Annotated in this window: 26 protein-coding genes; 13 read left to right on the forward strand and 13 right to left on the reverse strand. The window is 69.6% G+C overall.

Annotated elements, in window-relative coordinates:
* Positions 1 to 10 precede the first annotated feature (10 nt).
* Positions 11 to 1,705, reverse strand: coding sequence for an acyl-CoA dehydrogenase family protein (locus FB471_RS03095; protein ID WP_142001535.1), 1,695 nt, complete (start codon positions 1,703 to 1,705; stop codon positions 11 to 13).
* 98 nt (positions 1,706 to 1,803) lie between these two features.
* On the opposite strand from FB471_RS03095, the gene FB471_RS03100 reads away from it, so the two are divergent.
* Positions 1,804 to 2,451, forward strand: a complete 648-nt coding sequence (locus FB471_RS03100; RefSeq protein ID WP_141995835.1) for a TetR/AcrR family transcriptional regulator — start codon at positions 1,804 to 1,806, stop codon at positions 2,449 to 2,451.
* Positions 2,452 to 2,596: 145 nt separating this feature from the next.
* The gene (gene htpG / locus FB471_RS03105) at positions 2,597 to 4,510 is read left to right on the forward strand and encodes a molecular chaperone HtpG (RefSeq protein WP_141995836.1); all 1,914 of its coding nucleotides are present in this window, start codon (positions 2,597 to 2,599) and stop codon (positions 4,508 to 4,510) included.
* A gap of 268 nt (positions 4,511 to 4,778) precedes the next feature.
* Here htpG and FB471_RS35620 read toward each other — a convergent pair whose 3' ends face one another.
* Both FB471_RS35620 and FB471_RS03115 read right to left on the reverse strand, forming a co-directional pair.
* Positions 4,779 to 5,297, reverse strand: a complete 519-nt coding sequence (locus FB471_RS35620) for a PIG-L deacetylase family protein (RefSeq protein WP_342779398.1) — start codon at positions 5,295 to 5,297, stop codon at positions 4,779 to 4,781.
* 62 nt (positions 5,298 to 5,359) lie between these two features.
* Entirely contained in the window at positions 5,360 to 6,286 is a 927-nt protein-coding gene (locus FB471_RS03115) for a nitroreductase/quinone reductase family protein (protein ID WP_141995837.1), read from the reverse strand.
* 403 nt (positions 6,287 to 6,689) lie between these two features.
* On the opposite strand from FB471_RS03115, the gene FB471_RS03120 reads away from it, so the two are divergent.
* From FB471_RS03120 to FB471_RS03130, 3 genes are all read left to right on the forward strand, one after another.
* Positions 6,690 to 7,652, forward strand: coding sequence for a fumarylacetoacetate hydrolase family protein (locus tag FB471_RS03120; RefSeq protein WP_141995838.1), 963 nt, complete (start codon positions 6,690 to 6,692; stop codon positions 7,650 to 7,652).
* 222 nt (positions 7,653 to 7,874) lie between these two features.
* Positions 7,875 to 9,059, forward strand: a complete 1,185-nt coding sequence (locus FB471_RS03125; protein WP_170220682.1) for a DUF4142 domain-containing protein — start codon at positions 7,875 to 7,877, stop codon at positions 9,057 to 9,059.
* 27 nt (positions 9,060 to 9,086) lie between these two features.
* A complete protein-coding gene (locus tag FB471_RS03130) occupies positions 9,087 to 9,692 on the forward strand; it encodes a ferric reductase-like transmembrane domain-containing protein (protein ID WP_141995840.1) in 606 nt (201 codons plus the stop codon).
* On the opposite strand, the gene FB471_RS03135 is transcribed toward FB471_RS03130, so the two are convergent.
* Together FB471_RS03135 and FB471_RS03140 are read right to left on the reverse strand one after the other, a co-directional pair.
* A complete protein-coding gene (locus tag FB471_RS03135) occupies positions 9,689 to 11,317 on the reverse strand; it encodes an acyl-CoA synthetase (protein ID WP_141995841.1) in 1,629 nt (542 codons plus the stop codon). The two genes, FB471_RS03130 and FB471_RS03135, sit on opposite strands and share 4 nt — an antisense overlap.
* Before the next feature lie 74 nt (positions 11,318 to 11,391).
* Complete coding sequence (locus FB471_RS03140) at positions 11,392 to 11,688, reverse strand: hypothetical protein (protein ID WP_141995842.1); 297 nt, start codon at positions 11,686 to 11,688, stop codon at positions 11,392 to 11,394.
* Between the two features lie 173 nt (positions 11,689 to 11,861).
* Here FB471_RS03140 and FB471_RS03145 point away from each other — a divergent pair, with 173 nt between their 5' ends.
* The 4 genes from FB471_RS03145 (at position 11,862) to FB471_RS34830 (ending at position 15,333) form a co-directional block, all read left to right on the forward strand.
* Positions 11,862 to 12,386 (forward strand): bifunctional nuclease family protein, encoded by a 525-nt coding sequence (locus FB471_RS03145; RefSeq protein ID WP_246076220.1) that lies wholly within the window; start codon positions 11,862 to 11,864, stop codon positions 12,384 to 12,386.
* 92 nt (positions 12,387 to 12,478) lie between these two features.
* On the forward strand, positions 12,479 to 14,323 hold the full coding sequence (locus tag FB471_RS03150; RefSeq protein WP_141995843.1) for a transketolase: 1,845 nt from the start codon (positions 12,479 to 12,481) through the stop codon (positions 14,321 to 14,323).
* A 117-nt stretch (positions 14,324 to 14,440) separates the two neighbouring features.
* On the forward strand, positions 14,441 to 14,770 hold the full coding sequence (locus FB471_RS34825) for a hypothetical protein (RefSeq protein WP_246076221.1): 330 nt from the start codon (positions 14,441 to 14,443) through the stop codon (positions 14,768 to 14,770).
* Positions 14,743 to 15,333 (forward strand): sodium/calcium exchanger protein, encoded by a 591-nt coding sequence (locus FB471_RS34830; RefSeq protein WP_246076664.1) that lies wholly within the window; start codon positions 14,743 to 14,745, stop codon positions 15,331 to 15,333. The genes FB471_RS34825 and FB471_RS34830 overlap by 28 nt, the downstream gene beginning before the upstream one ends.
* Before the next feature lie 12 nt (positions 15,334 to 15,345).
* On the opposite strand, the gene tal is transcribed toward FB471_RS34830, so the two are convergent.
* Positions 15,346 to 16,293, reverse strand: coding sequence for a transaldolase (gene tal / locus FB471_RS03160; RefSeq protein WP_246076665.1), 948 nt, complete (start codon positions 16,291 to 16,293; stop codon positions 15,346 to 15,348).
* Positions 16,294 to 16,531: 238 nt separating this feature from the next.
* Positions 16,532 to 17,506, reverse strand: a complete 975-nt coding sequence (gene ku, locus FB471_RS03165; RefSeq protein ID WP_141995844.1) for a non-homologous end joining protein Ku — start codon at positions 17,504 to 17,506, stop codon at positions 16,532 to 16,534.
* Positions 17,507 to 17,701: 195 nt separating this feature from the next.
* On the opposite strand from ku, the gene FB471_RS34835 reads away from it, so the two are divergent.
* Positions 17,702 to 18,064 (forward strand): hypothetical protein, encoded by a 363-nt coding sequence (locus FB471_RS34835; RefSeq protein WP_246076222.1) that lies wholly within the window; start codon positions 17,702 to 17,704, stop codon positions 18,062 to 18,064.
* Between the two features lie 124 nt (positions 18,065 to 18,188).
* Complete coding sequence (locus FB471_RS34840) at positions 18,189 to 18,425, forward strand: ANTAR domain-containing protein (RefSeq protein WP_246076223.1); 237 nt, start codon at positions 18,189 to 18,191, stop codon at positions 18,423 to 18,425.
* 11 nt (positions 18,426 to 18,436) lie between these two features.
* Here the strand turns inward: FB471_RS34840 and FB471_RS33950 are convergent, their stop codons facing one another.
* A complete protein-coding gene (locus FB471_RS33950) occupies positions 18,437 to 18,877 on the reverse strand; it encodes an STAS domain-containing protein (protein ID WP_170220683.1) in 441 nt (146 codons plus the stop codon).
* A 294-nt stretch (positions 18,878 to 19,171) separates the two neighbouring features.
* Here FB471_RS33950 and FB471_RS03180 point away from each other — a divergent pair, with 294 nt between their 5' ends.
* Both FB471_RS03180 and FB471_RS03185 read left to right on the forward strand, forming a co-directional pair.
* The gene (locus FB471_RS03180) at positions 19,172 to 21,280 is read left to right on the forward strand and encodes a catalase (protein ID WP_246076224.1); all 2,109 of its coding nucleotides are present in this window, start codon (positions 19,172 to 19,174) and stop codon (positions 21,278 to 21,280) included.
* A 291-nt stretch (positions 21,281 to 21,571) separates the two neighbouring features.
* Positions 21,572 to 21,901 (forward strand): hypothetical protein, encoded by a 330-nt coding sequence (locus FB471_RS03185; RefSeq protein WP_246076225.1) that lies wholly within the window; start codon positions 21,572 to 21,574, stop codon positions 21,899 to 21,901.
* Positions 21,902 to 21,909: 8 nt separating this feature from the next.
* On the opposite strand, the gene FB471_RS03190 is transcribed toward FB471_RS03185, so the two are convergent.
* From FB471_RS03190 to FB471_RS03210, 5 genes are read right to left on the reverse strand one after another with little or no spacing between them, the layout of a single operon-like run.
* Positions 21,910 to 22,998: an alpha/beta hydrolase gene (locus tag FB471_RS03190; protein ID WP_141995848.1), complete on the reverse strand. Its 1,089-nt coding sequence runs from the start codon at positions 22,996 to 22,998 to the stop codon at positions 21,910 to 21,912.
* Positions 22,998 to 24,143, reverse strand: coding sequence for a serine hydrolase domain-containing protein (locus FB471_RS03195; protein ID WP_141995849.1), 1,146 nt, complete (start codon positions 24,141 to 24,143; stop codon positions 22,998 to 23,000). Before FB471_RS03195 ends, FB471_RS03190 begins: the two co-directional genes overlap by 1 nt.
* Positions 24,140 to 25,003 (reverse strand): WXG100 family type VII secretion target, encoded by an 864-nt coding sequence (locus FB471_RS03200; protein WP_141995850.1) that lies wholly within the window; start codon positions 25,001 to 25,003, stop codon positions 24,140 to 24,142. The genes FB471_RS03195 and FB471_RS03200 overlap by 4 nt, the downstream gene beginning before the upstream one ends.
* Entirely contained in the window at positions 25,000 to 25,332 is a 333-nt protein-coding gene (locus FB471_RS03205; protein WP_141995851.1) for a type VII secretion target, read from the reverse strand. Before FB471_RS03205 ends, FB471_RS03200 begins: the two co-directional genes overlap by 4 nt.
* Positions 25,329 to 25,676, reverse strand: a complete 348-nt coding sequence (locus FB471_RS03210) for a YbaB/EbfC family nucleoid-associated protein (RefSeq protein ID WP_141995852.1) — start codon at positions 25,674 to 25,676, stop codon at positions 25,329 to 25,331. Before FB471_RS03210 ends, FB471_RS03205 begins: the two co-directional genes overlap by 4 nt.
* Between the last annotated feature and the right edge of the window lie 57 nt (positions 25,677 to 25,733).

Below are 25,733 nucleotides of genomic sequence, written 5' to 3' on the forward strand. Positions count from 1 at the left end.
GACGTACCGATCAGGGTTTCATCTCGTAGCTTCCGTCCAGGGCCAGCACCTGCCGCCACACACCGTCGAACGCGGCGTCGTCGCGGACCGGCTTGCGGATCACCGACACCGCCCACCGTTGCTGCGCCGGCGTCGAGTCGCGCCGGCCGTGCAGCTCGACCGCGTGCGCCGAGAAGTCGCGCACCAGCACGTCGAACACCGCGCCGAGCAGGTCGCCACCGACCCCGGTCAGCTCGGCCTGCTCGAGGATCAGCTGGCCGTAGACGATCAGGGTGAACAGCTCGCCGATGGTGAGGGAGGTGTCCAGGTCGCCCTGCTGCTCGCTGCTGAGCAGTTCGGCGAACGCGTTCGCCTGCTCGGTGAACACGGCGACGTTCGGCAGGTGCGCGTACCGCGCGTAGGTGTCCCGCCAGTCGTGGAACCGGACCTTGCTCAACCCACGCGCGGCGCCCTGCCGGAACAGGAACTCGTCATCGGCCGGGTCGGTCCGGGTGCCCACCGCCGGGTACTCCCCCGGCCGGAACAGGTAGGCAGGCATGAACTTGTTGATCAGCGCGAGGTTGACCGCCACCGTGCCCTCCAGCTTGGGCAGGCCACCCGCATCCATCTTGGCGATCGGCAGGTAGTTGTCCGCCTCGAAGCCCCTGGCCGCGACGATCTCACCAAGCAGGGCCAGCACGGTCTCCGCCTCGGTGGTCACCTTCATCTTGGTGATCGGGTTGTACAGCAGGTAGCGCCGGTCCTCCGGGCCCGCGCTGCGGAAGTAGTCCACCGCCCGGTCGGCGAACAGTCGCATCCCCGCCAGCCGCGCGTAGGCGTCGACGAACTGCCTGCGCACGTGCGGGAAGTCGGTGACCGGATTGCCGTACAGCACCCGGTTGTGCGCGTGCGTGATCGCCTCGTACAGCCCGTGGGTCGCCATCCCGATCCCGGCGAAGCACAGGTTGAACTTGCCGATGTTCACCGTGTTCAGCGCCGCGGAGAACGCCTCCTCGCCGGTGTGCAGGATGTCCTCGGCCCGCACCGGGTAGTCCTCCAGCCGGAACTCGGCCACGTACATCTGTGAGGGCACCACGTTCTTCACCAGATGGTAGTTCGGGTGCCTGGAGTCGGCGTAGAAGAACACGTACTGGTCCGCGCCCTGCACACCGGCGATCCGGCCGAACACCGACACCGTCCCCGCGCAGTTGCCGTTGCCGATGTAGTACTTGCCCCCGGTCGCGGTGTACCCGCCCGCGCCATCCGGGGTGAGCACCATGTCCGTGGCGTAGATGTCCGCCCCGTGGTCCCGCTCGGACAGGCCGAACGCCGCCACACCGCCGGCGTCCAGGGCCGCGGCCGCCCGCTCCCGCGCGGCCGCGTTCTCGCTCTGCCACACCGGACCGAGGCCCAGCACGGTGACCTGCCAGGGGTACCAGTAGTTCAAGCCGTAGAACCCCAGTATCTCGGACAGGGCGGCGATCCGGGCGGTGTCCCAGCGCTTGTCCGGCGCCGTACCGGCCTCGCCCGCCGGGGTCAGGAAGGTGGCGAACAACCCCTCGGCCGCCGCGAACTCGAGGAAGTCCGCGTAGAACACCTTGGCGTGGTAGTCCCCGACCAGCTTGCGCTTGCCGCGGGCCTCGAACCAGTCGATCGTCGCGCGCAGCAGGCGCCTGGTCTCCTGATCGAAGTACCGCGGGTCGTACCGGTTCGGATCCAGCAACAGCGACCGTGCCTCCACCTGCGCCTCCACCCATAAATTACTACTGCCTAGTAGCAATATTCTACTGTAGGGTAGTTTTGTCCAGTGGGAGGCGAGGAGATGTGACGGCGACAACCGGCAGCGGGCGCAAGCGCCGCGCGTACGCCCCGCGGGTGCCCGTGGAGCAGCGCCGCACCGAGCTGCTCGACGCCGCCCTGCACCTGGTGGTCACCCGCGGGCATCCGGCGGCGACCATGGACGCCGTGGCCGAGCAGGCCGGGGTGACCAAGCCCGTGGTCTACGGCGTGTTCACCGGCCGGGCCGAGTTGCTGGCCACCCTGTTGCGGCGGGAACAGGGCCAGGCGTTGCGGCAGCTGCGCGCCCTCCTGCCGGCCCGGCTGGACCAACGGCTGGCCGAAGACCCCGGTGCGCTGATCACGGAGGTGCTCGAGGAGTTCCTGCGCGCCGTGCGGGAGGCGCCCAACCGCTGGTACTGCGTGGTCATGCCGATGCCGGACATGCCCACCGAGCTGCACCGGGCCAGGGAGCACGCGAGGAACCTGGCGCTGCGCGGCGCGGAAGGCATCGCCCGCAGGCTGCTGCGGACCGTGGACGCCCCGCCGGGGCTCGCCCCGGACATCCTCGCGCACACCGTGGTCACCCTGTTCGAGACGGCCGCACGCCTCGTGCTGACCGAACCGGATCGCTTCCGACCCGAGCGGTTCGGCGCCGCGATCCGCGCCGCGATCGAGCTGGCCGACCGGCCGTGACCCCGGGCGCGGCCATCGTCGGGGATTGCCGGACTCACCCAGTCCGGGTTTGCCATAATTCCCGACGGAGCACGCGGTCGCCGGTGGGGAGCCACGGTGCCGCGCGGCTCCGGCCTGACTTCGGCGACTTCCCGAAAGGAATGCAGTGGACACGCAGTTCGAAACGCTCGAGTTCCAGGCAGAGGCGCGTCAGCTCCTGCAGTTGATGGTCCATTCGATCTACTCGAACAAGGACATATTCCTGCGGGAGCTCGTCTCGAACGCATCGGACGCGCTGGACAAGCTGCGGCTGGAGGCATTCCGGGACAAGGATCTCGAGGTCGACACCGATGACCTGCACATCGACCTGGAGATCGACACCGACCAGCGCACGCTCACCGTGCGCGACAACGGTATCGGGATGTCCCGGGACGAGGTGGTGACCCTGATCGGCACCATCGCCAAGTCCGGAACGGCCGAACTGCTGCGCAAGCTGAAGGAGGCGCAGGATTCCACCGCCTCGCAGGAACTGATCGGGCAGTTCGGGGTCGGCTTCTACTCCAGCTTCATGGTGGCCGAGAAGGTCACCCTGCTGACCCGGCGGGCCGGGGAGAGCCAGGCCACCCGCTGGGAGTCCGCGGGGGAAGGCACCTACACCATCGAGACGCTGGACGAGGCTCCGCAGGGCACCGCGGTCACCCTGCACCTCAAGCCGGAGGACACCGACGACCAGCTGTTCGACTACACGAACACGCAGAAGGTCATGGGGATCGTCCAGCGGTACTCCGACTTCATCACCTGGCCGATCCGGATGGCCGTGGACCGGCCGGACGGCGAGGGCGGCACGAAGCGCGAGGTCGAGACCGTCAACTCGATGAAGGCGCTCTGGGCACGGCCGAAGGACGAGGCAAGCGAGGAGGAGTACAAGGAGTTCTACAAGCACATCAGCCACGACTGGACCGACCCGCTGGAAACCGTCCAGCTGCGGGCCGAGGGCACCTTCGAGTACCAGGCGCTGCTGTTCATCCCCGCGCACGCCCCGCTGGACCTGTTCATGCGGGAACGCAAGCGTGGGGTGCAGCTGTACGTGAAGCGGGTCTTCATCATGGACGACTGCGAGGCGCTCATCCCGGAGTACCTGCGCTTCGTCAAGGGCGTGGTGGACGCCCAGGACCTCTCGCTGAACGTCTCGCGGGAGATCCTGCAGCAGGACCGGCAGATCCAGCTGATCCGCAAGCGGCTGGTGAAGAAGGTGCTGTCCACGGTGAAGACGATGATGACCGAGGACACCGACCGCTACCGCACCTTCTGGAAGGAGTTCGGCGCCGCCGTCAAGGAAGGCCTGGTCGGCGATCCGGAAAACCAGGAAACGATCCTGGACATCGCGTCCTTCGCCTCCACGCACGACGCCGAGCAGCCGACCACGCTGCGCGAGTACATCGAGCGGATGAAGGAGGGCCAGGAGCACATCTACTACCTGACCGGCGCCTCCCGGTCGGCGGTCGAGAACTCGCCGCACATGGAGGCGTTCACCGCCAAGGGCTACGAGGTGCTGATCCTGGCCGACCCGATCGACGAGATGTGGGTCGAGTCGGTGAACGGGTTCGAGGGCAAGCAGTTCCAGTCGATCGCCAAGGGCCAGGTGGACCTGGACACCGAGGAGGAGAAGAAGACCTCGGAGTCCGAGCGGGACCAGCAGCAGCAGGACTTCGCCGAGCTGCTCTCCTGGATGACGACCTCATTGCAGGACACCGTGAAGGAGGTGCGGCTGTCCGCGCGGCTGACCACCTCCCCCGCCTGCATCGTCGGCGACGCGCACGACGTCACGCCCACCCTGGAGAAGATGTATCGCGCGATGGGGCAGGAGGTGCCGCAGATCAAGCGCATCCTGGAGATCAACCCGGAGCACCCGCTGGTGGCCGGGCTGCGCAAGGCGCACGCCGAGCACGCGGACGACCCCACGCTGGGCGAGACGGCCGAGCTGCTGTACGGCATGGCGTTGCTGGCCGAGGGTGGCGAGCTGAGTGACCCGCCGCGGTTCACCCGGCTGCTGGCCGACCGGCTGGCGAGTTCCCTGTGACCTGATCCCGCACCGGTTGGGCACGCCGGGTGGCGTGCCCAACCGGCCGCTCGGCGAACCACTCCCGCCCGAGCAGCAGGGCGAACACCGGTACCGGCAGCCGGGTCAGCACCCGGAACAGGCGTGCCGCCCTTCCACCGCCGGACACCTGGGACCGGTGCGCGGCCAGCGCGGCGCTTGTACCGCGCGAACCGGCGGACGTCCGGTCGATGCGTGATCTCGGAGCGGGGCGTGCCCGCGCCGTGCATGGTGCGTGCGTCGTACCTGCTCAGCAGCCGCAGGCTGCGCAGCACGGTGAACCAGCACATGATCGGCTCCCGTGGCACCGTCGCCTCGAGCAGCCGGGGCGTGCCGGCCAGCTGGCGGCCCGCGCGCCGACCTCGTGCACCCGCACGTGATCGCGGTGCCCGTACCCACCCTGCGGGTCGTAGCTCAGCAGGATGTCGGCCCGCTCCGCACGGAGCAGGGCGGCCAGCCGGCCCGCGGCCTCCTCGGGATCGGCACGGACGAACCGGGCCCGGTCCGGCGGGTCCGGATACAGCACCGGCCCGTGCCCGCTGTCGGCGTACCCGAGATGGACCACGCTGGCGACGCCCAGCACCGCGGCGGCCGCGTCCAGCTCGTCCAGCCGGGCCCGCCCACTCGCGCCGGTGGCCTCGCCCACGACCCCGTCACAGGCCACGACGAGCACCACCCGATGTCCCTGGGCCGCCAGCAGCGCCGACGTCCCGCCGGTGAGCAACACCTCGTCGTCCGGGTGCGCGTGAAACGCCAGGACCGTCCCCACAACGGTATCCTGCCACGTCCCGAACCAGCTCACGCGCAGGTGTTTGCCGTCCCCGGGCGGCGTCAGCCCACGTCCGGGGCGGGTCCGAGCGCGTTGAGCGCGGTGACCACCGTCTTCTCCTCGTAGGCGAAATGGGCCTCCAGGTCGGCGGCCAGGCGGTCCAGCTCGTCCCGCAGCCGGACCGGGTCGTCCTCGCCGGGGACGTGGTCCTCGACGAGTCGCCGGATCTCGGCCTGCAGCCGGGCCACGGTCTCGTGCTCGGCCGCGAGCTCGGTCAACGCCGGGGCCAGCGCGGGAAAGCGCTGCGCCAGCATGGGGAACGCGCCCCGGTCCTCACCGGTGTGATGCTCGACGAGGGCGCCGCAGAACTCCCGGCAGTGGGCACGCAGTTGCTGTCCGAGGTCCGGGGTTGCCGGTTCCGCCGGGTCGGCGCCACCGTACGACGGCCGGTCGACCTGGCGCCGCAGCTCGGCGAGCTCGGCGCGTAGCCATTCGTGCCCCTCCACCAGGAAGTCGCCCAACCCCCGGGCCCGGTCGGCCCCGGTCTCCACCCGGTGCAGGGTCACCACCGGAATCACCCTGGTGGTCCGCGCCTGGTACTCGCCGAACCCGGGCTCGGCCTCGACGATCCCGGCGAACAGCTCGTCGCGTTCCTGGCCCTGGGGGACGGCGGCCATGGCCTGGTAGGTCTCGGTTCCGGTCTCGACGGTGACCATCGGGTTCTTCCGGATGTTGTGGTACCAGGCCGGATTCCTCGGCGCGCCCATCGCCGAGGCCACGACGACGGGCTGCCCTTCGATCTCCAGGTATCCGAGCGGGGTCGTGCGCCGCAGGCCGCTCCTGGCACCGACGGTGGTCAGCAGCACGAGGGTGGAACCCTCGAACATCCCGCCGACCTTGCCGCCGTTGTTCCGGAACTCGGCGATCACCTGCCGCTGGAACTCGGTGAAATCGAAATCCTGGGTCGCTGTTGATTGCTCTTCGGTCATGTGGTCCTTTCCAGATCAGTGTGGATCGGAGGAACGGACGCCACCATGAGCGGACACGAGAAAACCCCGCAGGCCATACGTGTAGAGGGAGAACGCACTACCTCGGTAAGAGGCTGCCCTCAACAGAAGGTTGCCAGAACGGGAGGCGGAAACATGCCGCACTCCGGTGGCAAAGAGAAAGTCAGTACCTCCACGTATAGGCCCATCCGGGGCTCAGGCCCAGGCTAACAGATTGTCGAACCGGGCGTCGAGCGCAGCCGCACACCCATGGCAGGGCGGATTCTTGATTGACACCGGTACGCGGGCTCACTAGCGTGCCAGCGCATACTCGATCGGCGAGGGAGGTAGGCATGCGGGTCGTCGCGCGCCTGCCCGCCACCCGCCGGGAACGGCGCCGGCACCGATGAAGCTCGCGACCTTCCTTACCGCGGCCGGTGTGACCCGGTTCGGTGCCGTACGGGACGACAGGGTCGTGGCGTTCACCGACCTCGCCCCGCGGGCACGCGGACTGGGGTCGGTCGAGAAGTACCTCGCCGGGCTGCCCGCCACGTTCCAGCGGGCGCTGGACCTGCTGGAGGCCCACCCCGGCGCGCGGGGCACGCCGGTATCACAAGTGCGTTTCCTGCCCGCCGTGCCACGACCGGCCGCGTTGCTGGACTGCGCGCTGTCCCCGCGCCACCTGCGCTCCTCGACCGAGGTGCTGCTGCGGCACGCACTGCCGTGGCGGTTGGGCCGGCTGCTCGGCCCGGTCGCCGGTTCCCTGGTCGGCAGGCCGCGCACCGGGGTGCGGTACTACAAGGGCAATCACCACTCGATCATCGGCGACCAGGACACCATCGCCTGGCCGGACTACACCGCCTACCTCGATATCGAGCCCGAGCTCGCGCTGGTCACCGGTGCGGCGCAGGAGCTCGCCGGATACCTCATCTACAACGACGCCTCCGCACGGGATGTGCAACTGCCCGAGATGTTCTTCACCGGGCCGACCAGCTCCAAGGACTTCGACGACGGCAACGGCCTCGGACCGTTCCTGGTCACCCCGGACGAGGTACCGGAACCACTCGGCCTCGCCACCACCGTGGACTTCCCCGGCCGGCCCACCTGGCGCGGCAGCACCGCCGAGTACACCCACCATCCCACCGAGGTGCTCACGCAGATCGCCGCGCGCCGCACCCTGCCGGCGGGCACGGTCATCGGCATGGGAACCGTCCCGGGATGCTGCGGGCTGGACCGCGACGAGTGGCTCACCCCCGGCGAGCAGGTCACCATCCGCATCGACCGGCTCGGCACCCTGCGGCAGTACGTTGGCACCCCCGCCGGCACGCCGAGCACGCGCTGGAGCCCGCGCACCTCGCTCGGCTGCTGACCTTCCCTGGCGCACCCGTCGCCGATCTCACAAATGTGGGATCCGGTTGAACCACGCACGACCCGGCCTCGTATCCCCCGGTGTAGGTCCCGACGAGCGTCGTCCCCCGCGACGCTTGGTATCCATTGTGGACAGAATTAATCCATAGTGGATATTCCGCTCCCCGGAAAGGCCCAGTTGCAGACGATGGCGCACGCCCCTGGCCCCCGACAGGAGGACGTCATGACGCCCCGCAGGCGCTCGCTGATCCCGGCGGCCGTGGGTATCGCCCTGCTCGCGGCCACCACGGCCTGCGACGACAGCAACTCCTACGGAAGCTACTACTCCGCAGGTGTTCCCGACGGCGGCCAGATCCGGCTGGTCGCGCAACAAACCAACCCCGCGAACCGCCCCCCGGTGCACGCCGTCGAGGCGTTCGACATCGGCCCGATGTTGGTGGACGACCAAGGATTCTCGCTCTACCGCTACGACCGGGACGATGCCGGCACTTCGACCTCGAACTGCACCGGTGCCTGCGCCGAGGTGTGGCAGCCGATGCCGGCCTCCCGGGAGCCGCTCGGCACCCTGCTCCAGGGGCGGCTGGGCTCGTTCACCAGGCCGGACGGGTCCGACCAGCTCACCCTTGCCGGATGGCCGCTGTATCGCTACACCAAGGACGAGGTGCCCGGTGAGACCACGGGCCAGGGTGTCGACGACGCCTGGTTCCCGATCCGACCGAGCGGCGGGAAGATCGAGGAGGACGCTCAGCTCGAGTCCGTGGACACCTCGACCCCGCTGTCCGACACCGATGTCGAACTGCTGGTGAAGGTGCGGCAGGCGGGTCTGTGGGAGATGCCGTCCTCGAACTGGGCCAGGACACAGGGCGAGAACCGGCGGGTCCGCGAGATCGGGCTGATCCTCCTGGTCGACCACGGCAGGCTGGACGGCATGGTGCGGACGGTCGCCGGCCGGTTCGGTGCCGAGCTGCCGGACCAGCCGAACGTCAAGCAGCAGGACTGGCTGAACGAGATGCGCGACGCGGGAAGCGCCGCCGAGTTCGACCGGATCTACGCCAACCGGCTGCGGCTGGCCCACGGCAAGGTGCTCACCTATATCGCCAACGTGCGCGCGGGCAGCCGCAACGAGGCCGTCCGCGCCTTCGCCGACACCGGCAACAGCGCCGTGCTGCGGCACATCAATCTGCTGGAAAGCACCGGGCTGGTCGACTTCGAGGAACTTCCCTCGCCCGTACTGGACGCCTCGGCAACGGCCGCGGGCGCCGCGCTCAGCATGGAGGCCACCGACGTCTTCCTCGCCCTCCTGCTGGCGGCCCTGCTCTGCGGCGGGACCGTGCTCGCGCTCTGGTTGGTCCGCGGCAGCGGCACGCGGCCACGCAAACCACGCACCCCACCGATGACGTATCCCTGACCACAACTCGATCAGGAGAGATGAGCTATGCCGGACGGATGGGCTCAGACGCTCATCGAGCTCGCTCAACCGGCGGCGGACCAGGGCCTACGCTACGTCGCCGCCATCTCCGCACGCCTTTCCTACGCGTTCATGTGCCTGACCCTGTGCTGGGGAGTACTCACCGCGACGGGCTGGGTGCACCGCATCTGCGGGCGGAAGACCATGCGCAGCGGACACGTCGCGCTCGCCATGCTGGCCCTCGCCTTCGGCGCGATCCACGCCATCGGGTTCCTTTTCGTCACCGCGGGCACGTTCACCGTGCCACGACTGATCATCCCGCTCCTGCCGGGGACCCTTGCCCGGCACACCATGGGGATCCTCGGGCTCGAGCTGGCCGTGGCCATCGCGGTGACCGCGGGCCTGGTCCGGTTGATGTCGTACCGGCGCTGGCTGTGGCTGCACCGGCTCGCCTACCCCGCTTTCGCGCTGCTCGTGCTGCACTCGCTGTTCGGCGCGATCGCCAACGGGCGGCTGGCCCTGCTGTGGCTCGGCGGCATCACCCTGCTCGTGCCGACGGTCACCCTGGCCGTGTTGCGGTTCCTGCCGGTACGGACCCTGGAACGGATCGGCCTCGTCGAGGAGCAGGTCTAGGTGGCCGTGCCGGCCAGCAGCTCCCGGCGGAGGAGCTTCCCGGTGGCGTTCCGCGGCAGGCGGTCGATCAGCACGACCTCCCTGGGAACCTTGTACCTGGCGAGATTGGCCTTGACGTACTCCCTGACCTCATCGGGATCGACGCGGGCGCCCGGCGCCGCGACCAGGAAGGCCTTCAGCCGCTGGCCGAACTCCTCGTCCGGCACACCGAGTACCGCGGCCTCGAGGACGTCCTGGCGGTCGGCGAGCAGGTTCTCCACCTCGAGCGGGAAGACGTTCTCACCGCCGGAGACGATCATGTCGTCGTCCCTGCCGTCGATGAACAGCAGGCCGTCGGCGTCGAAATGGCCGACGTCTCCGGTGGAGAGCAGCCCGTCGATGATCTCCTTCGAGCGGCCGTCGGTGTAGCCGGAGAAGCTCAGTCCACTGCCCACGAACACCCTGCCGACCGCCTCCGGCTCGGTGATCCGCTTCCCGTTGTCGTCGTGCAGCCGGACGCGGCAGGACACCGGCGGCCGCCCCGCGGTTCCCGGGGCCTTCCGCAGTTCCTCCGGCCTGGCCACCGTCGCGACCGCCACCTCCGTGGAGCCGTACAGGTTGTAGAGCACGTCGCCGAACGCCTCCGCGGTCCGCCGGCACAGGTCGGGTGAGACCGCCGAACCGGCCGCGAACACGATCCGCAGGCGCGAGGTGTCGTGGCGAGCGAGCATATCCGGGCCCAGATCGATGATCCGCTGCAACATGGTCGGCACCACCACCAGCGTGCTACAGCGGTGCTCGGCGACAAGCCGCAGCGTGTTCTCCGGGTCGAACCGCCTGCTCAGCACCACTTTGCAGCCGAGAGCGAAGGCCAGGACGAACTGCGAAAGTCCGGTGCCGTGGAAGATCGGCGCCGCAAGGCAGGTGCTCTCCCCCGCCCGCAACGGGATGCGGTCGAGGAACTGGGCACTGGACAGCGCGGAGGTCCGCTCCCGGGGCGCGCCCTTCGGTGTCCCGGTCGTTCCGCTGGTCAGCAGCACGAATCCGCCCGGCCGCCGTGGTGCGGGCACCGCCGTATCCTCGGTGCTCGCGATCAGCTCGTCCAGTGTGGTCACCGTGGTTTCGGCCGGGGTCTCCTCGTCCACCCAGGCCAGATACCGCTCGACGCCGGGGTCCACGGCATCGAGCAGTTCGGTGAACTCCTGGTCGTGGACCAGCGCCGATACCTGCTCACGGGCCACCACGTCGGCCAGTTGCGGCTTGGCGAAGCCGGTGTTCAGCAGGACCAGGCGGGCGCCGAGCTTGCCCGCGGCGAGCATCACGACCACCAGGCCCCGGTGGTCCCGGCACAACGCCGCGATCACCGTGCCCGCGGCGATCCCGCGTCCCTGCCATGCCCTCGTCAGCGCGTTCGACCGTTGCTCGAGTTGCTGGAAGGTCAACTCCCCGAGTTCGTCGGCCAGCGCGACGGCATCGCCGTTGCGGCGGGCGGCGTGCCGGACGGCACCGACGAACGGCCCGTACTTCCGAACGGCGACGAGCGAACGCAGCCCTTCGTCGAGGCGCGGAAACGGTGCCAGTCCCGCGCGGAACATCACCCACAGGCTGCGTGCCGTTTCCCGTGCTCCACGAAACAATCCGTCCATATGCCGACCGTAGCAGTCGGGTCGAATACACATGGACGTGTTCAGTGACACAAAAGAACGGCGACTTCCGGGCGTCACGGCATTTTTGTCATGGCCGCACGCGAAATTCGACGCATATATCGACCCCAGGTACGGAAAGCATCCTCGCGCACCCTGAGTACATCTTCGAGCACCATCCGTAGCGATCCGTCCTCGCCGCCCGCGAACAACCCAACCCCGAAAAATGGGCGAGTACCACCGGAAAAATTCAACGAATCACGACCGAACTGTGGCACGAGAAAGCATTCGACCGCCAGGACTCGACATTTCTTGTTCGGCAGCCGGGTTATTCGGGTCCGTAGCGTGCCGTCACCCAATGCCGTGAACTGCACCGACCTCCCGCACGGGCCTGGCGGCCCGCGGTCGCCGGGTCGTTCCGAACAACCCTCACGATGTCACATTGAAGTGTGTCAACCGTTGTCAATACGTAACCGCCATCGGCGGTCACCGTGGCCTTACTGAGGGTACCCAGTGGAGGTATCCCCTCCGGAAGAGTGAGAGCGTGGTGAGTTTCGTGGTTCCGGTACATCTGCACGGGGTGGTGACGATACCCGCGCGGCAGTCGCCGGTCATGCTGCTGCGCGAAACCGGCGGCGAGCGCCGCTGGCTCGCCGTGCCCATCGCCGAATCCGATGCCGAGGCCCTGCTGTCGGCCAAGGAACACGTCCGGCACTCCCGGCCCAGCACCGTCGAGCTCCTCGGCAGGGTGCTGGCCGAGTTCGGGCACCAGATAGTCCGGGTCCAGGTCACCGACCTGCACGAGGACACCTTCCAGGCCCGGCTCGTCCTGGACACCGGGGCGGAGATTCCCGCGCACCCCAGTGACGCGATCGCCATCGGCCTGCGTGCCGGAGCCCCGACCGAGGTCGCGGAGGCGGTACTCGATGTCGCCGCCGTGCAGCTGAGCATCATCGACGACACCGCGCGCGGCCCGTCCGAGGACGAGGACGAGGAACACCAGATCGCCGAGTTCCGCGCCCTGCTCGAGAGCGCCGTCCCCGCCGACTTCGACGACCTCCCCGAACGGTGAACCGGCGCGGGCCGGGTGCATGGAAATCGGGAGTACCGGGTACGCCTGGTCACGGCATACCGACGAATCCGCCGTGACCAGGAGGGACGCTGATGCCGGAAGCCGTGTCGAGCACCGATCGGATGGCCGAGCTCGGTCAGCAACTTCGGGTCGACGCCGTCCGGGCCTGCGCGGAGGCCGGTTCCGGCCACGCCACCTCGTCGATGTCCGCGGCCGACCTGATGGCCGTCCTGCTGGCCAAGCACCTTCGGTACGACTTCGACGCGCCCGAGGATCCCGGCAACGACGAGCTGATCTTCTCCAAGGGCCACGCCTCGCCGCTGCTGTACGCGATGTTCACCGCGGCCGGCGCGATCTCCGAGGACGAGTTGCTGACCTTCCGCTCCGACGGCAGCCGGCTGGAGGGCCATCCGACCCCGCGGCTGCCCTGGGTCGAGGTGGCCACCGGCTCGCTGGGCCAGGGCCTACCCCTGGGCGTCGGCTTCGCCCTCGTCACCGCGCGGCTGGAGACCACCGGATCCCGGGTATGGGTGCTGTGCGGGGACAGCGAGCTCGCCGAGGGATCGGTGTGGGAGGCATTCGAGCACGCCGGAACCTCCGGTCTGGACAACCTGACAGCCATCGTGGACGTCAACCGGCTCGGTCAGCGCGGGCCGACCCGGCACGGCTGGGACGTCGACGCCTACAGCAGGCGGATCAGGGCGTTCGGCTGGAACGTCATCGAGGTCGAAGGGCACGACCCGGACCAGATCGACCGGGCGTTCGCCACGGCGACGGGCACCACCGGCATGCCGACCGCGATCGTGGCCCGTACCAGCAAGGGAAAGGGCGTCGCGGCGGTCGAGGACCAGGAAGGTGCGCACGGTAAGCCGTTGCCGGACACCGAGGAGGCCATCCGCGAACTCGGCGGACGGCGGTCGATGCGGGTGCGGGTCGCCCGGCCGGAATCGCTCCGGCGTGGCTCACCGCGCCGGAGCGAGCCGAAACTGCCCGGCTACGAGGTGGGCGCCGAGGCCGCCACCCGCACCGCCTTCGGGGAGGCATTGACCGCGCTCGGGCACGCGCGCTCGGACGTGGTCGTGCTGGACGGCGAGGTCAGCGACTCCACCCGGAGCGGGTACTTCGCCGAGGAGCATCCGGAACGCTTCGTGCAGTGCTACATCGCCGAGCAACAGCTGGTCGCCGCGGCGGTGGGGCTGCAGGCCCGCGGCTGGGTCCCCTACCTCGCCACCTTCGCCGCCTTCCTCACCCGGGCACACGACTTTCTCCGGATGGCGGCGGTGAGCGGTGCGAACCTGCGCGTGGTGGGCTCGCACGCGGGGGTCTCGATCGGCAAGGACGGTCCCTCGCAGATGGGACTGGAGGATCTGGCCATGTTCCGCGCGGTGGCGGGCAGCGCGGTGCTCCATCCCTGCGACGCCAACCAGGCGGCCCAGCTCACGGCTGGCATGGCCGACCTCGACGGCATCTCCTATCTGCGCGCGACCCGCGGCAACACCCCGGTCATCTACGGGCCGGAGGAGACCTTCCCGGTGGGCGGCAGCCGGGTGCTGCGCTCCTCGCCGGAGGACCAGATCACCCTGGTCGCCGCCGGTGTGACCGTGCCCGAAGCCCTGCGGGCCGCCGACCGGCTGGCCGAGGCAGGCATTCCCGCGCGGGTGATCGACCTGTACTCGATCAAGCCGGTGGACACGGCCACCCTGCGCACCGCGGCCGAGGAGACCGGGCGGCTGCTGACGGTGGAGGACCACTGGCCGCAGGGTGGACTCGGCGCCGCCGTCCTGGAGGCGTTCGCCGGTGGGCCGCCCCCTCCTCGATACACCACGCTCGCCGTGCGGGCCATGCCCGCCTCGGCGACGCCCGAGGAGCAACTGCGGCACGCCGGTATCGACGCCGAGGCGATCGCGGACGCCGCCCGCGCGCTCGCCGCCTCCTGACCGCACCGGTGCCGACTGCTGGGAGGTGCCGACGATACCGAGTCAACCGTGGCCGCGACCACCCGGCTGGTCCGGCTCGGGGACGCTTAGGCGGACCGCACCGGGTGGGGCGAGGCCGTGTTCGGCGCGGTGTTCTGCGGCGCGGCCACCTCGCTGTCGGGCATCGTGATGACCGCGGTCAGCGCGGAGGCCGGGCAGCCGGGGCTCGCCTACGGCAACGCCGTCGGCGGGATCGCCGTGCAGACGCTGGCCATCGTGATCGCCGATATCGCCTACCGACACAGCAACCTGGAGCACGCCGCGGCGTCCTGGGAGAACCTGCTGTTCGGCTGCCTGCTCATGGCACTGCTCAGCGTCGCCCCGCTGGCCACGTTCAGCCCCGCCTTCACGGTGGGCCGCCGCACCCGGCGTCGGTGCTCATGGTCGCGCTGTACCTCGGCGGGCTGAAGATCGCGCGCGTACAACGACCACCGATGTGGCGACCGGTCACCACCAGCGACACCCGCGCGGACCGGCGGGAGGACCACGACCGGCAGAGCAAGCGGCCGCTGTACCGGCTGTGGGCGGGGTTCCTCGCACTCGACCTGCTCGTGGTGATCGGCGGCGGGGCGACGGCGCGAGCCGCCGGAACCCTGCTCACCACCACCCAGCTCAACGCGGGCGTGATCGGTGGCATCTTCATGGCCGTGGTCAACGCCCTGCCGGAGACGCTCACCGCCATCGTGGCGGCCCGCCGGGGTGCGGTGACCCTGGCGATCGCGGGCGTGATCGGCGGGCACTGCCTGGACGCGCTCAACCTGGCGGTCGGGGATCTCGCCTACGGTGGTGGTTCGCTGTTCCACGCCGCCGGCACCGGCCAGTTGTTCCTCACCACGACGGCGCTGCTGATGACCGCCGTCCTGCTCGGCGGGCTGCTGGTGCGGCAGCGTCACGGCTGGTGGCGGATGGGGTTCGACGGGGTGCTGCTCATGCTGATCTACGCCATCGCCGTGGTGACGCTCGCGTTCTGAGCGCCGTGCCACCTACCGCACCAGGGCCTCCTGCTTCGCCGCGATGCCGTCGAGCAGTTCCCGGAACGAGTCCGCGAACTGGCGCACCCCGTCCTCCTCCAGCGCCGCGGTGACCGAGTCGTAGTCAACGCCGGCCTCGGCGAACCGGTCCAGGGTGCGCCGCGCCTCGGGCAGGCCGGTCTCCAGCGTGTCCGCGGCCCGCCCGTGGTCCCGGAAGTCGGCGATGGTCTGCCGCGGCATCGTGTTGACCGTGTCCGGACCGATCAGTTCCTCGACGTACAGCACGTCCCGCAACTGCGGGTCCTTGGTCGAGGTGGAAGCCCACAGGCACTGCTGGGGGTGTGCCCCGGCGGCGGCGAGTTCCTCCCATTCCGGCCCCTGGAAGACCTCGCGGTAGGTCTGGTACGCCAGTTTCGCGTTCGCGATCGCCAGGGTGCCCCGCAGGTCCTCGGGCCCGCCTGCCTCGGCCAGCCTGCGGTCGGCCTCCGCGTCGACCCGGGACACGAAGAACGAGGCCACCGAGCCCACCGAGGCCAGGTCGCCGCCGCTGTCTCGGAGCCGGCGCAGCCCGCGCAGGTAGGCCTCGGCCGCGGCACGGTGCCGGGACAGCGAGAACAGCAGGGTCACGTTCACCGGGATCCCGCCGGCGATGGACTCCTCGATCGCCGGCAGTCCCTCCTCCGTACCGGGGATCTTGACGAACAGGTTCGGGCGGTCGATCAGCCGGTGCAGGTGGACCGCCTCGTCGACGGAAGCCTGGGTGTCGTAGGCCAGCCGCGGGTCGGCCTCCAGGGACACCCAGCCCTCCTCATTGCCCCCTGCCCGGTCGAAGGCCGGGCGCAACAGGTCACATGCCTCGCGGATGTCCCGCTGGGCGAGGGCGAGGAAGGCGTCCTTCGGCTTGCTTCCCGCCTCGATCAACTCGCGCAGCTGGTCGTCGTAGGCCTCGGCGTCGGCGATGGCCTTCTTGAACGTCGTCGGGTTGGACGTGACCCGGTGACCCCGGCATCGACCAACTCGCCCAGCTCACCGGTACGCGGCATGGGGCGGGACAGGTAGTCCACCCACACGCTCTGTCCTCGTTCGGAGAGCTCTCGCAGGGAAGCCATCATCACCTCACAGCGTGCTGCCTCCGTTCGCTCCACCTCAGCTACCCGCCCCGCGTACCGCCCAAACGGCGTTCCCGCCGGCACGTCGCTCAGGACGCTCGCTTCCGGGCGGAACGCGCGGCCTCGATCGCCTCGACCAGCTCCGCGCGACTCATCTTCGAGCGGCCGGCGACAGCGAGCTCGCGGGCAATCCTGGCCAACTCGGACTTGCTCGCCTCGGCCAGCTCCGCCCGGTCGTCCCCGGAGCGTTGACCGGACCGCCGCCGGGACGGCTTGCCCGACTTCCCGCCGTGCCGCTGGATGCTCGCGGACAGCGCCTCGGTCAGGTCCACGACATTGGTCGGCTCGGGGGCCTCGGCGGCCACCGTGACGGTGCGCCCCGCCTTCTTGTCCTCGATCAACTCGCGGACGCGCTGGGTAGAGGTGTCCGGGTAGTCCTCCGGCTGCCACCGGGTGCTCATCGACTCGATCAGGTCGACGGCCATGTCCCGTTCCTTCCGGCCGATCTCGGGCAGCTCGGGAAGGCCGCCGAGTTCGGTTTCCGGGTCGCGGACGTCCTCGGCGAACAGCAGGGTGTCCATGGTCAGCAGCGCCTCGGTGGCCCGGACCAGCGCGATGTGCTCCCTGCCGCACATGACGAAGGACGCGACGGCCCCGCGTCCGGTCTCGGCCATCGCCGCGGCCAGCACGGCGTAGGGACGCGCGAACTCGGCGTCACCCGGCGTGAGCCAGTAGCTCTTCTGGAAGAAGAGCGGGTCGATCTCGGCCGGGTCTATGAAGGACCGGATGTCGATGGTGCGCGAGCGACCCGGTGCGACCTCCGCCAGCTCGGACTGCTCGACCTGGACATACTCCCCGCCGCCGAGATCATAGCCCCGCACCAGGTCGTGGTAGTCGACCTCCTCGCCGGTTCGCTCGTTGACCCGCCGGTAACGGACCCGGTCCGACGTGCCGCGCTCGAACTGCCGGAAGTGGATGGTGTGATCACCGGTGGCGCTGAACACCTGGACCGGGACGGTCACCAGACCGAAGTTCAACGAACCCTTCCAGACCGGCCTCGCCATGGTCACTCCTCACCTTTCGGACGACCCCGCCGGCTGCTGGCTGAACCGGCGAACCCTGAGCCCCCGCCGCTCCCGGGCGCGGCGACGACCTGGCTGTGGGGTGCCCCGATCGCGGCGAACCCAATCACCGGCTCGGCGCACGTGTGACGGTCACCCGGCCCGGGCATTCCCGAATCGAGGAGGAGGTGAGCAGTGATGTCCGAGTGCTCGGAATGGACCGACCTGGCGACCGGGCTGGCGGGAATGGCCCGCGACCTGCTCGCCCAGTATTCCGTGCACGGCACACTGGACCGAATCACGTCCCACGCCGTCGGGTTGGTGGATGGCTGTGCCTCCGCGGGCGTCCAGGTGCTGCGCGGGGGGCGCGTGCATACCTTGTCGGTGACCGACAACCTGGCCAGGGCTTCCGACCGGAAGCAGGCCGAGCTGCGGTCGGGACCGTGCTTCGACGCCGCGTACCACAAGCAGAAGGTGTACCGGATCGCCGACCTGACCACCGCGGAGCACCGGTGGCCGAGGTACGCCTCCTGGCGCGTGAGCTGGGGATCGGCAGCATGATGGGTTCCTGCTGTACACCGAGGGTGAGGACGACCTCGGGGCGTTGAACCTGTACTCGACGCGGCCACACGCCTGCAACGAACGTTCCGAGCAGGCGGGCTGGGTCCTGGCCTCGCATGCCGCCGTGGCGCTGTCCAGTGCCCGCGCCCATGCGCAGCTGCACGAGGCGATCAGCGGCCGGCAGGACATCGGCGAGGCCCTCGGCATCCTGATGGAACGGCACAAGCTCGACGAACGGGCGGCGTTCGACATGTTGACGAAGGTGTCGCAGGATCACAACATCAAGATTCGCGAACTCGCCAGCACCATCAACACCACCGGTGAGATTCCGGACCACGGTCAACCGGCGAACGACCCGTAGGCTCCCCGGCCCTACCCGTCACCGGCCGGAAGCCTCCCGGCCGGTAAGTCCGGGGCGGACAGGGCGGCAACGGCGTCGGCCAGGCAGTCGTAGGTCACCAGCAGGTCCAGGGCACCGGTCAGCTCCAGCACCCGCCGCACCGGCCGGGTGGCTACCACCAGGCCCAGTTGCCGGTGCGCGGCCCGTGCCTGCTGCGCGGCCGTCACCAGCACCCGCACCCCCGCTACGGCGAGGAACTCCACCTCGGACAGGTCGATCAGCACCCGGCCGGTCCGCCGCTGCTCGGCCTCGCGCAGGGCGTCCCGCAACAGCACCACGGTGTGCAGGTCGATCTCCCCGGCCGCGGCGCACACCTCCACGTCGGCACGATGCCGGGTACAGCGCACCGTCAGGTACCGGGTCGCCGCCGCGCGCTCGGCCACGGCGGCGGCGAGGATCTCGCAAGAATCCATTGAACGTGCCTTCCTGGCAGTCAATGGCGAGAAGCCGGCGGCACGCGGTCTGGACCGGACGATCACTCTCGCACAGAGGGACGGGTACTCCAGCTCGGGCTCAACCGGCACCATCCACGGTAGCCCTCCCCCGCCCCCGTGACCACCCCGGCATGTCGACGGCATGAGCGCGATCGGCCCGCGCCCGCCGGCGGGTTGCTCCCGCGCCCACTCCGGAACCTCCTGGGGTTTGGCCGGGCACGTCACGGGTAGCCGATGCGCGACGACCCACCACGTTCGAAAGGCGGCGGCACCGTGGCCAACTCCCGAACCGGCGACGCCAAGGACGAGCAGCTCGAACGCGCGCGCGTGGACCAGGACGGCACCCTGCTCACCACCCAGCAGGGGGTGCGGGTGGACCACACCGACGACTCCCTCACCGCGGGGGCGCGCGGCCCGACCCTGCTCGAGGACTTCCACGCCCGTGAGAAGATCACCCATTTCGACCACGAACGGATCCCGGAGCGCGTGGTGCACGCCCGCGGCGCGGGCGCCTACGGCCGGTTCCGTCCCTACGACAGCTCCCTCGCCGAGCACACCACCGCGGAGTTCCTGACCAATCCCGATGAGGAGATCCCGGTGTTCGTCCGGTTCTCCACGGTCGCCGGTTCCCGCGGCTCCGCGGACACGGTACGGGACGTGCGCGGCTTCGCCACCAAGTTCTACACCCGGCAGGGCAACTACGACCTGGTCGGGAACAACATGCCGGTGTTCTTCATCCAGGACGGCATCAAGTTTCCCGATTTCGTGCACGCGGTGAAGCCGGAGCCGCCGAACGAGATCCCGCAGGCGCAGTCGGCGCACGACACCTTCTGGGACTTCGTGTCCCTGCAGCCGGAGTCGCTGCACATGGTGATGTGGCTGATGTCCGACCGTGCGCTGCCGCGTAGCTACCGGATGATGCAGGGCTTCGGGGTGCACACCTTCCGGCTGGTCAACGCCGACGGCAGGGGGACGTTCGTCAAGTTCCACTGGAAACCCGTGCTGGGCACCCACTCGCTGGTGTGGGACGAGACGCAGAAGATCGCCGGCAAGGACCCGGACTTCAACCGCCGGGACCTGTGGGACAGCATCGAGGCCGGGCAGTACCCCGAGTACGAGCTCGGGGTGCAGCTGGTGGACGAGGCCGACGAGTTCGCCTTCGACTTCGACCTGCTGGACCCGACCAAGATCATCCCGGAGGAGCGGGTTCCGGTGCGGCCGGTGGGGAGGATGGTGCTCGACCGCAACCCGGACAACTTCTTCGCCGAAACCGAGCAGATCGCCTTCCACACCGCCAACGTGGTGCCCGGTATCGACTTCACCAACGATCCGCTGCTGCAGACGCGCAACTTCTCGTACCTCGACACCCAGCTGATCCGGCTCGGCGGGCCGAACTTCGCCCAGCTACCGGTCAACCGGCCGATCGCGCCCGTGCACACCAACCAGCGCGACGGCTACGGCCAGCAGGACATCCATCGGGGACAGTCCAGCTACTTCAAGAACAGCGTTGGCGGAGGCTGCCCGGCGCTGGCCGAGTCCGGGGCGTTCCGGCACTACACCGAGCGGGTGGACGGGCAGAAGATCCGGGAACGCAGCGCGAGTTTCACCGACCACTACAGCCAGGCAAGGCTGTTCTGGAACAGCATGTCCGATGTGGAGGCCGAGCACATCGTCGCGGCGTACCGGTTCGAACTCGGCAAGGTGGTCGACAAGGAGATCAGGGCACGAACGGTCACCCAGCTCAACCACGTCGACCACGACCTCGCCCGCAGGGCCGCCGAAGGCGTCGGGGTCACCGCTCCCGCACCGGACGGGGAGCAGGGTCACCAGCGGTCCTCTCCCGCGCTGTCCCAGCTGAACGCACCGATGCACAAGATCGAGACCCGCAAGATCGCGGTACTCGCGGCCGATGGTGTGGACGCCACCGGTGTCCGCAGGCTGATCGACGCGCTGCGCGACCAGGGCGCCATCGTGGAGGTGCTGGCACCGACCGAGGGCGAGCTCAGCGCGGGCCACGGCGAGCCGATCACCGCCGACCGCGCGATCAACACGATGGCCTCGGTGCTGTACGACGCGGTGGTGGCTCCCTGCGGCCCGGACAGCGTGGCCACCCTCGCCACCGATGGCTACGCGGTGCACTTTCTTGCCGAGGCCTACAAGCACGCCAAGCCGGTCGCCGGCTTCGGCTCCGGCCTCGAGCTGCTGCGCAAAGCGGGCATCACGGACAATCTCGCCGGCGGACCCGAAGTCCGGACCGACAACGGGGTGGTCACCTCCACAGCGGCGGAGAACTCGCTACCCGAGGACTTCTTCGCCGCCTTCGCGGGTCAACTCGCCCAACACCGGATCTGGAGCAGGCGCACCGAAAGCGTGGCCGCCTGAGCGGGCCGGGACAAGCCGAGCCACCGGATCGGGTGCCGATCGCGAGGCCAGGACCTGGACGCAATCGGCCGATCAGGTGAAGGCGCGGCGGGCTTCCGGCCGCCGGAAGCCCGTCCGATCTACTGTGGACCGTTACCGGAGTGGTACCGAGCCCACCCTTGGCGGGCTCGCCCGTCCGCCGGATAATGGCGTCGTCGGCTCTGTCTCGAGGACGAGAGGTGGAACGGCACGATGTTCACACATTCCGAGTGCGTCCGACTCATCGGATCACCTGAGCGTGGTCGCCGTGCCATGGTATCGATCGACGGGCGGGTCCCGATCCGCCTCGCTTGCGTCATTCTCGACAGCGGCGACCTGCTGATCCCGGTCGGGGCCGACAGATCACTGGTCCGCAGCGCGGTCGGTCGCCCGGTGACGGTCGAATTCGCCCAGGGTGACCGGCAGGGGAACATCGGCTGGATCGTCATCGGGGTCGGGCTCGCCCGCCCGATGCGGCATCACGACCCGCCGGTGCCGCTGCCGCGCACGACGGTCACCGCGACCATGACCGCACCGTTCGAGAACGGTATTCGCGTCAACATCGCCCGTTTCTCCGGTGACTGGCGGGGCACCATCGCCTGACCGGTCGGTCACGGGTGAGCGAGTCCCGCCATGAGCAGCCCGACGAAGTGCCGCATGTCGGCCTTCAGGCAGGCAGGTTGTGCGTGCTTGCCGTCGCAGCCTTCCGCCCAGGTGCTGCCGTCGCCGTAGTCGACGAAGGTGTGCGGAATCCCGGCCGCCACCAGGTTGTCCCTGGTGACCAGGTTGGTATCGCGTGCCACGCTCTCGGCGAGGGCCGCCACGGGTTCCTCGGCCAGGTTGCCGCCGTTGCCCGCGTACATCGCCACGCCCATGCCGCGCAGCGACTCCACGTGCTGTGCCGGGCTTCTCACGTTCCACACCGTGTCCAGCGGCCACACCGGCACGCCGAAGATCGCGTCCGCCGGCACTGTCGGCGTGCCGCTGCCGGGCAGTTGCGTGGTGCCGACCACCGCCGCCCGCTGCGCCTGGTTCAGCAGGTCGAGCCCGCCGGAGAAGCTGCCGAGGTAACCGAACAGCTCGGGCCTGCGCTCGGCGTAGTGGAACGCGCCGAAGCCGCCCATCGAGTGCCCGGAGATCGCCCTTGCGTCCCGCGTCGAGATCGTCCGCAGGTTCGCGTCGACGAACGGGATCACCTGGTCGAGGTGGAAGTTCTCCCAGTTCTGCTGCCCGAGCTCGGCGGGCGAGTTCACCCAGTTCGTGTACCAGCCGCGACCGGACCCGTTGGGCGCCACGTTGATCAGCGGGACACCGCCGGCCGTGGACTCCTCGAACATCTGCTGGTTCAGCGCGGTGTCCGGGTAGTCGGGGTGGCCGTGCAGGTGGTACTGCACCGGGTAGCGGGTGCCGCCGGAAGAGTCGTAGTCCTCCGGCAACGTCACCATGATCACGTGCTCGCCGGAGACCTGGCCCGCCATCGCCGAGTACTTCGGCACCTCGTCCGTTCGCACGACGAACGTGAACGTGCGCTCGTTCCCGTCCACCCACCACGGCTGCTTGACGACGGTCAACCCGTGGCCGTCGGTGAGGACCGGCGGCGCGGTCGACGCCCGCGCGCCCGGCGTGGCTCCGGTCAGGCCGAGCACGCTCACCAGCGCGAAGCCGAGACCGAGTGCCGTCGGCATCCACCTTCGCCTCATCACGACTCTCCTTCGCACAGGGCGGCGTTGACCACGTCGGCGGCCGCGGGGTCCTTCCCGATGATGTTGGCGTTGGTCATCAGCGACGCGAACCGGCCGTCGTCGGTGACCATCGTGATCGACGCGTGCCCGGTCGTCGAGATGCCGTCGTGCCCCCACGCCACACCACCGCACGAAAGGGCCAGGTTGAACAGGCCGAGGCCGTAACCTGCCGGGGAACCCGGCGCGACCGGCACGGTGGTACGCATCTCGGCGAGTGCCTCGGCCGAGACGACCTCGCCGCCGGCGAGCGCGCGGTAGAACGTCGCCATATCGCCCATCGAGGAGGCCATCGCACCGGCGGTGCTCAATCGGGACAGCTCGACCATGGTCGTGGCGTCGAGCCAGAAGAAGAGACCGCCCAGCCGGAAGCCCTGGTAGCCGGGCACGTACGGCTCGGCCAGCGCCCGCTCCCCCTGCGCAGGGAACGACGTGCCGGTCAGCCCGAGCGGCTCGATGATCCGCTCGGTGATCGCGTCACCGACGAACTGGCCGGTGATCTTCTCGATCAGCATGCCGAGCACCAGGTAGCCGACGTTGGAGTAGTGCATCGGCCCGCCGGGTTCGGACACCGGCGCGTCGTCCATCGCCGCTCGCACCACCGCGGCCAGCTCGTAGGTGCCGTCCGGCCCCGGCTCCGCCCCGCCGGCCTCGCGGGGCAGCCCGGCGGTGTGGTTGAGCAGCTGGCGCACCGTGATGACGTTGCCGTCGTAGTTCCCGGTGACCACGCCGGGCAGGTACCGCTCGACCGGCGCGTCGAGCTCGGCGAGGCCCTCGTCGACCAGTTGCAGCACCACCGCCGCCGTGAACGTCTTGGTCTGGCTACCGATCCGGAAATGGTCGGCCGCCGTGATCGGCCGGTCCTCGCGGGTGCTGGCGGACCCGCTGGTCAGTGTCCATGCCTCGGTGCCCCGCCCGGCATGGACGGCCGCGCCGGGGCCGGTCTTCTGCTGGTACCGGTCGAGCATGGCCTGGGTGTCCGCGTGCTCGTCGGCCCACGCCGGTGCGAAGGGGGCGACGACGGCGAGCGCGACACCTCCCGCGAGCGCGACCAGCCACCGCTGTGTCGCTCTGGTCGCTCTGGTCGCTCTGGTCGCTCTCGTCACCTGAGTTCCTCCCCGGTCGTCTCGGGTTCCCGGTCCCGAGTCTCGGATGATCCGCCACCGGCCAGGTCGCCGATAACGGTGAGCCCTTCCCGGACCACGTTGAGCACGCCGACCGCGCCCTCGATCAGCTTCACCAGGTTCTCGCCGCTGGCGAGCAACGCGCCCAGCTTTGCCGCGATCCGCCCGCCGTAGTCCACGGCGATCGCCACACACCGCGGGATGGCCTGCGCGATACTCGCCCCGAACGTGGCGGGGGCCGCGGCGATGGCCTCGGTCATGATCGGCACGATCTTGCCGACGGCTTCGGTAATCAGCCGAGTGACGATGTCGACGACCTGCGCGACCACCTCCCCCGCGGCGATCATCGCCTTCGAACTGGTCGCCGCCGTCTCGGCGACCGACCTGATCCCGTCGGTCAGCTTGGTGGCCGTCTCCGCGTAGTTCGCCTTGGCGGAACCGGACCACTCGCTGGTCTCGCGTTCTGTCGTGGAGCTGTAGTCGTCGGCGACGGAGTTCGCGGCCCGCGAGGCACCTTCGTGCTCGCCGGCCGGGCCCGACACCGAGTCCGGCTCGCCGCGCAACTGGTCGAGCGGCTCCTCGAGGAACGAGATCATCGGGGTGAGGAAGTCGCACCCCGCGCTGGCCAAGGCGGACAGTGGGCTCGCCGTCGAACCGAGCATCCCGAGCGAGACGGCGGGCTCGCCCGCGATCTCGGCCGACAACCATTCCTTGTTGCCGACGGAGTCCCCGGCAATCCGCAGTTCGGCGAGCGCCGTGCTGATCTCCACCGCCGACGGATCGGGGCCACCGGACTCCGACACTTCCCCGGAGCGTTCCCGCGGTTGCGTTGTCGTGCTCATCGAGTGCCCTCCTCGAGCATCGACCCGAGACCGGTGAGTGCGGCGGCGTGGCCCTCATCGGAGCGCTGGTACTGATCGGCGACTCGCCGCATCCCATGGCTCACCGTGTCCAATGTCGACGCGGCCTGAGCGACCGCGTCCGCCGTCTCGGTCATCGCGGAGCCGATGCCTGCCGCGATGAACTGCGCGAACGCGCCCAGCGACAGCGACCCCATCTCACCCGGCAGCCCCGTGCCGGCCGAGGACAGCTGGTCGGCGTGCGCGGCCAGCCTGGTGGCGTGTCCGCGCAGCTGCTCGGGGTCGACGCTGTACGACCGCTGTGTGGTCATCGCACTACCTCCGCCGGCAGGTGCTGCGTGAGCTGGGTGAGTGCCGGGCTGTCACCCAGGTAGCCAGCCATCACCTCGGCCATCCGTTCGGCGGCGAGGCACTGGGCTTCGCGCGCGGTGTTCACGATGAGCCCGGCCAGCGCGTCGGCCTCGAGCTTGCGCGCCATCGGCGTCAGCGTGACTCCCTCGAGCACCCCGGCGGCGTTCACCGATACCGTGACCTCGCCGCGCGGCGACCTCGCGGTCGCCCCGGACTCCTGCAGGCTCTCGCGTGCCTGGCGAGCGCCGCGCGCCGCGCGCTCGAGGCGGTCGCGGTAATCGGCCAGCCATTGTGCTGGATCCATGGCGGTCTCCTTCTTCCTTCCCCCGTGTGTTGACCGAGCTTTTGTTGTGTTCCCCCG

This window comes from Amycolatopsis cihanbeyliensis (genome assembly GCF_006715045.1).
In the GTDB taxonomy this organism is placed as follows: Bacteria; Actinomycetota; Actinomycetes; order Mycobacteriales; family Pseudonocardiaceae; genus Amycolatopsis; species Amycolatopsis cihanbeyliensis.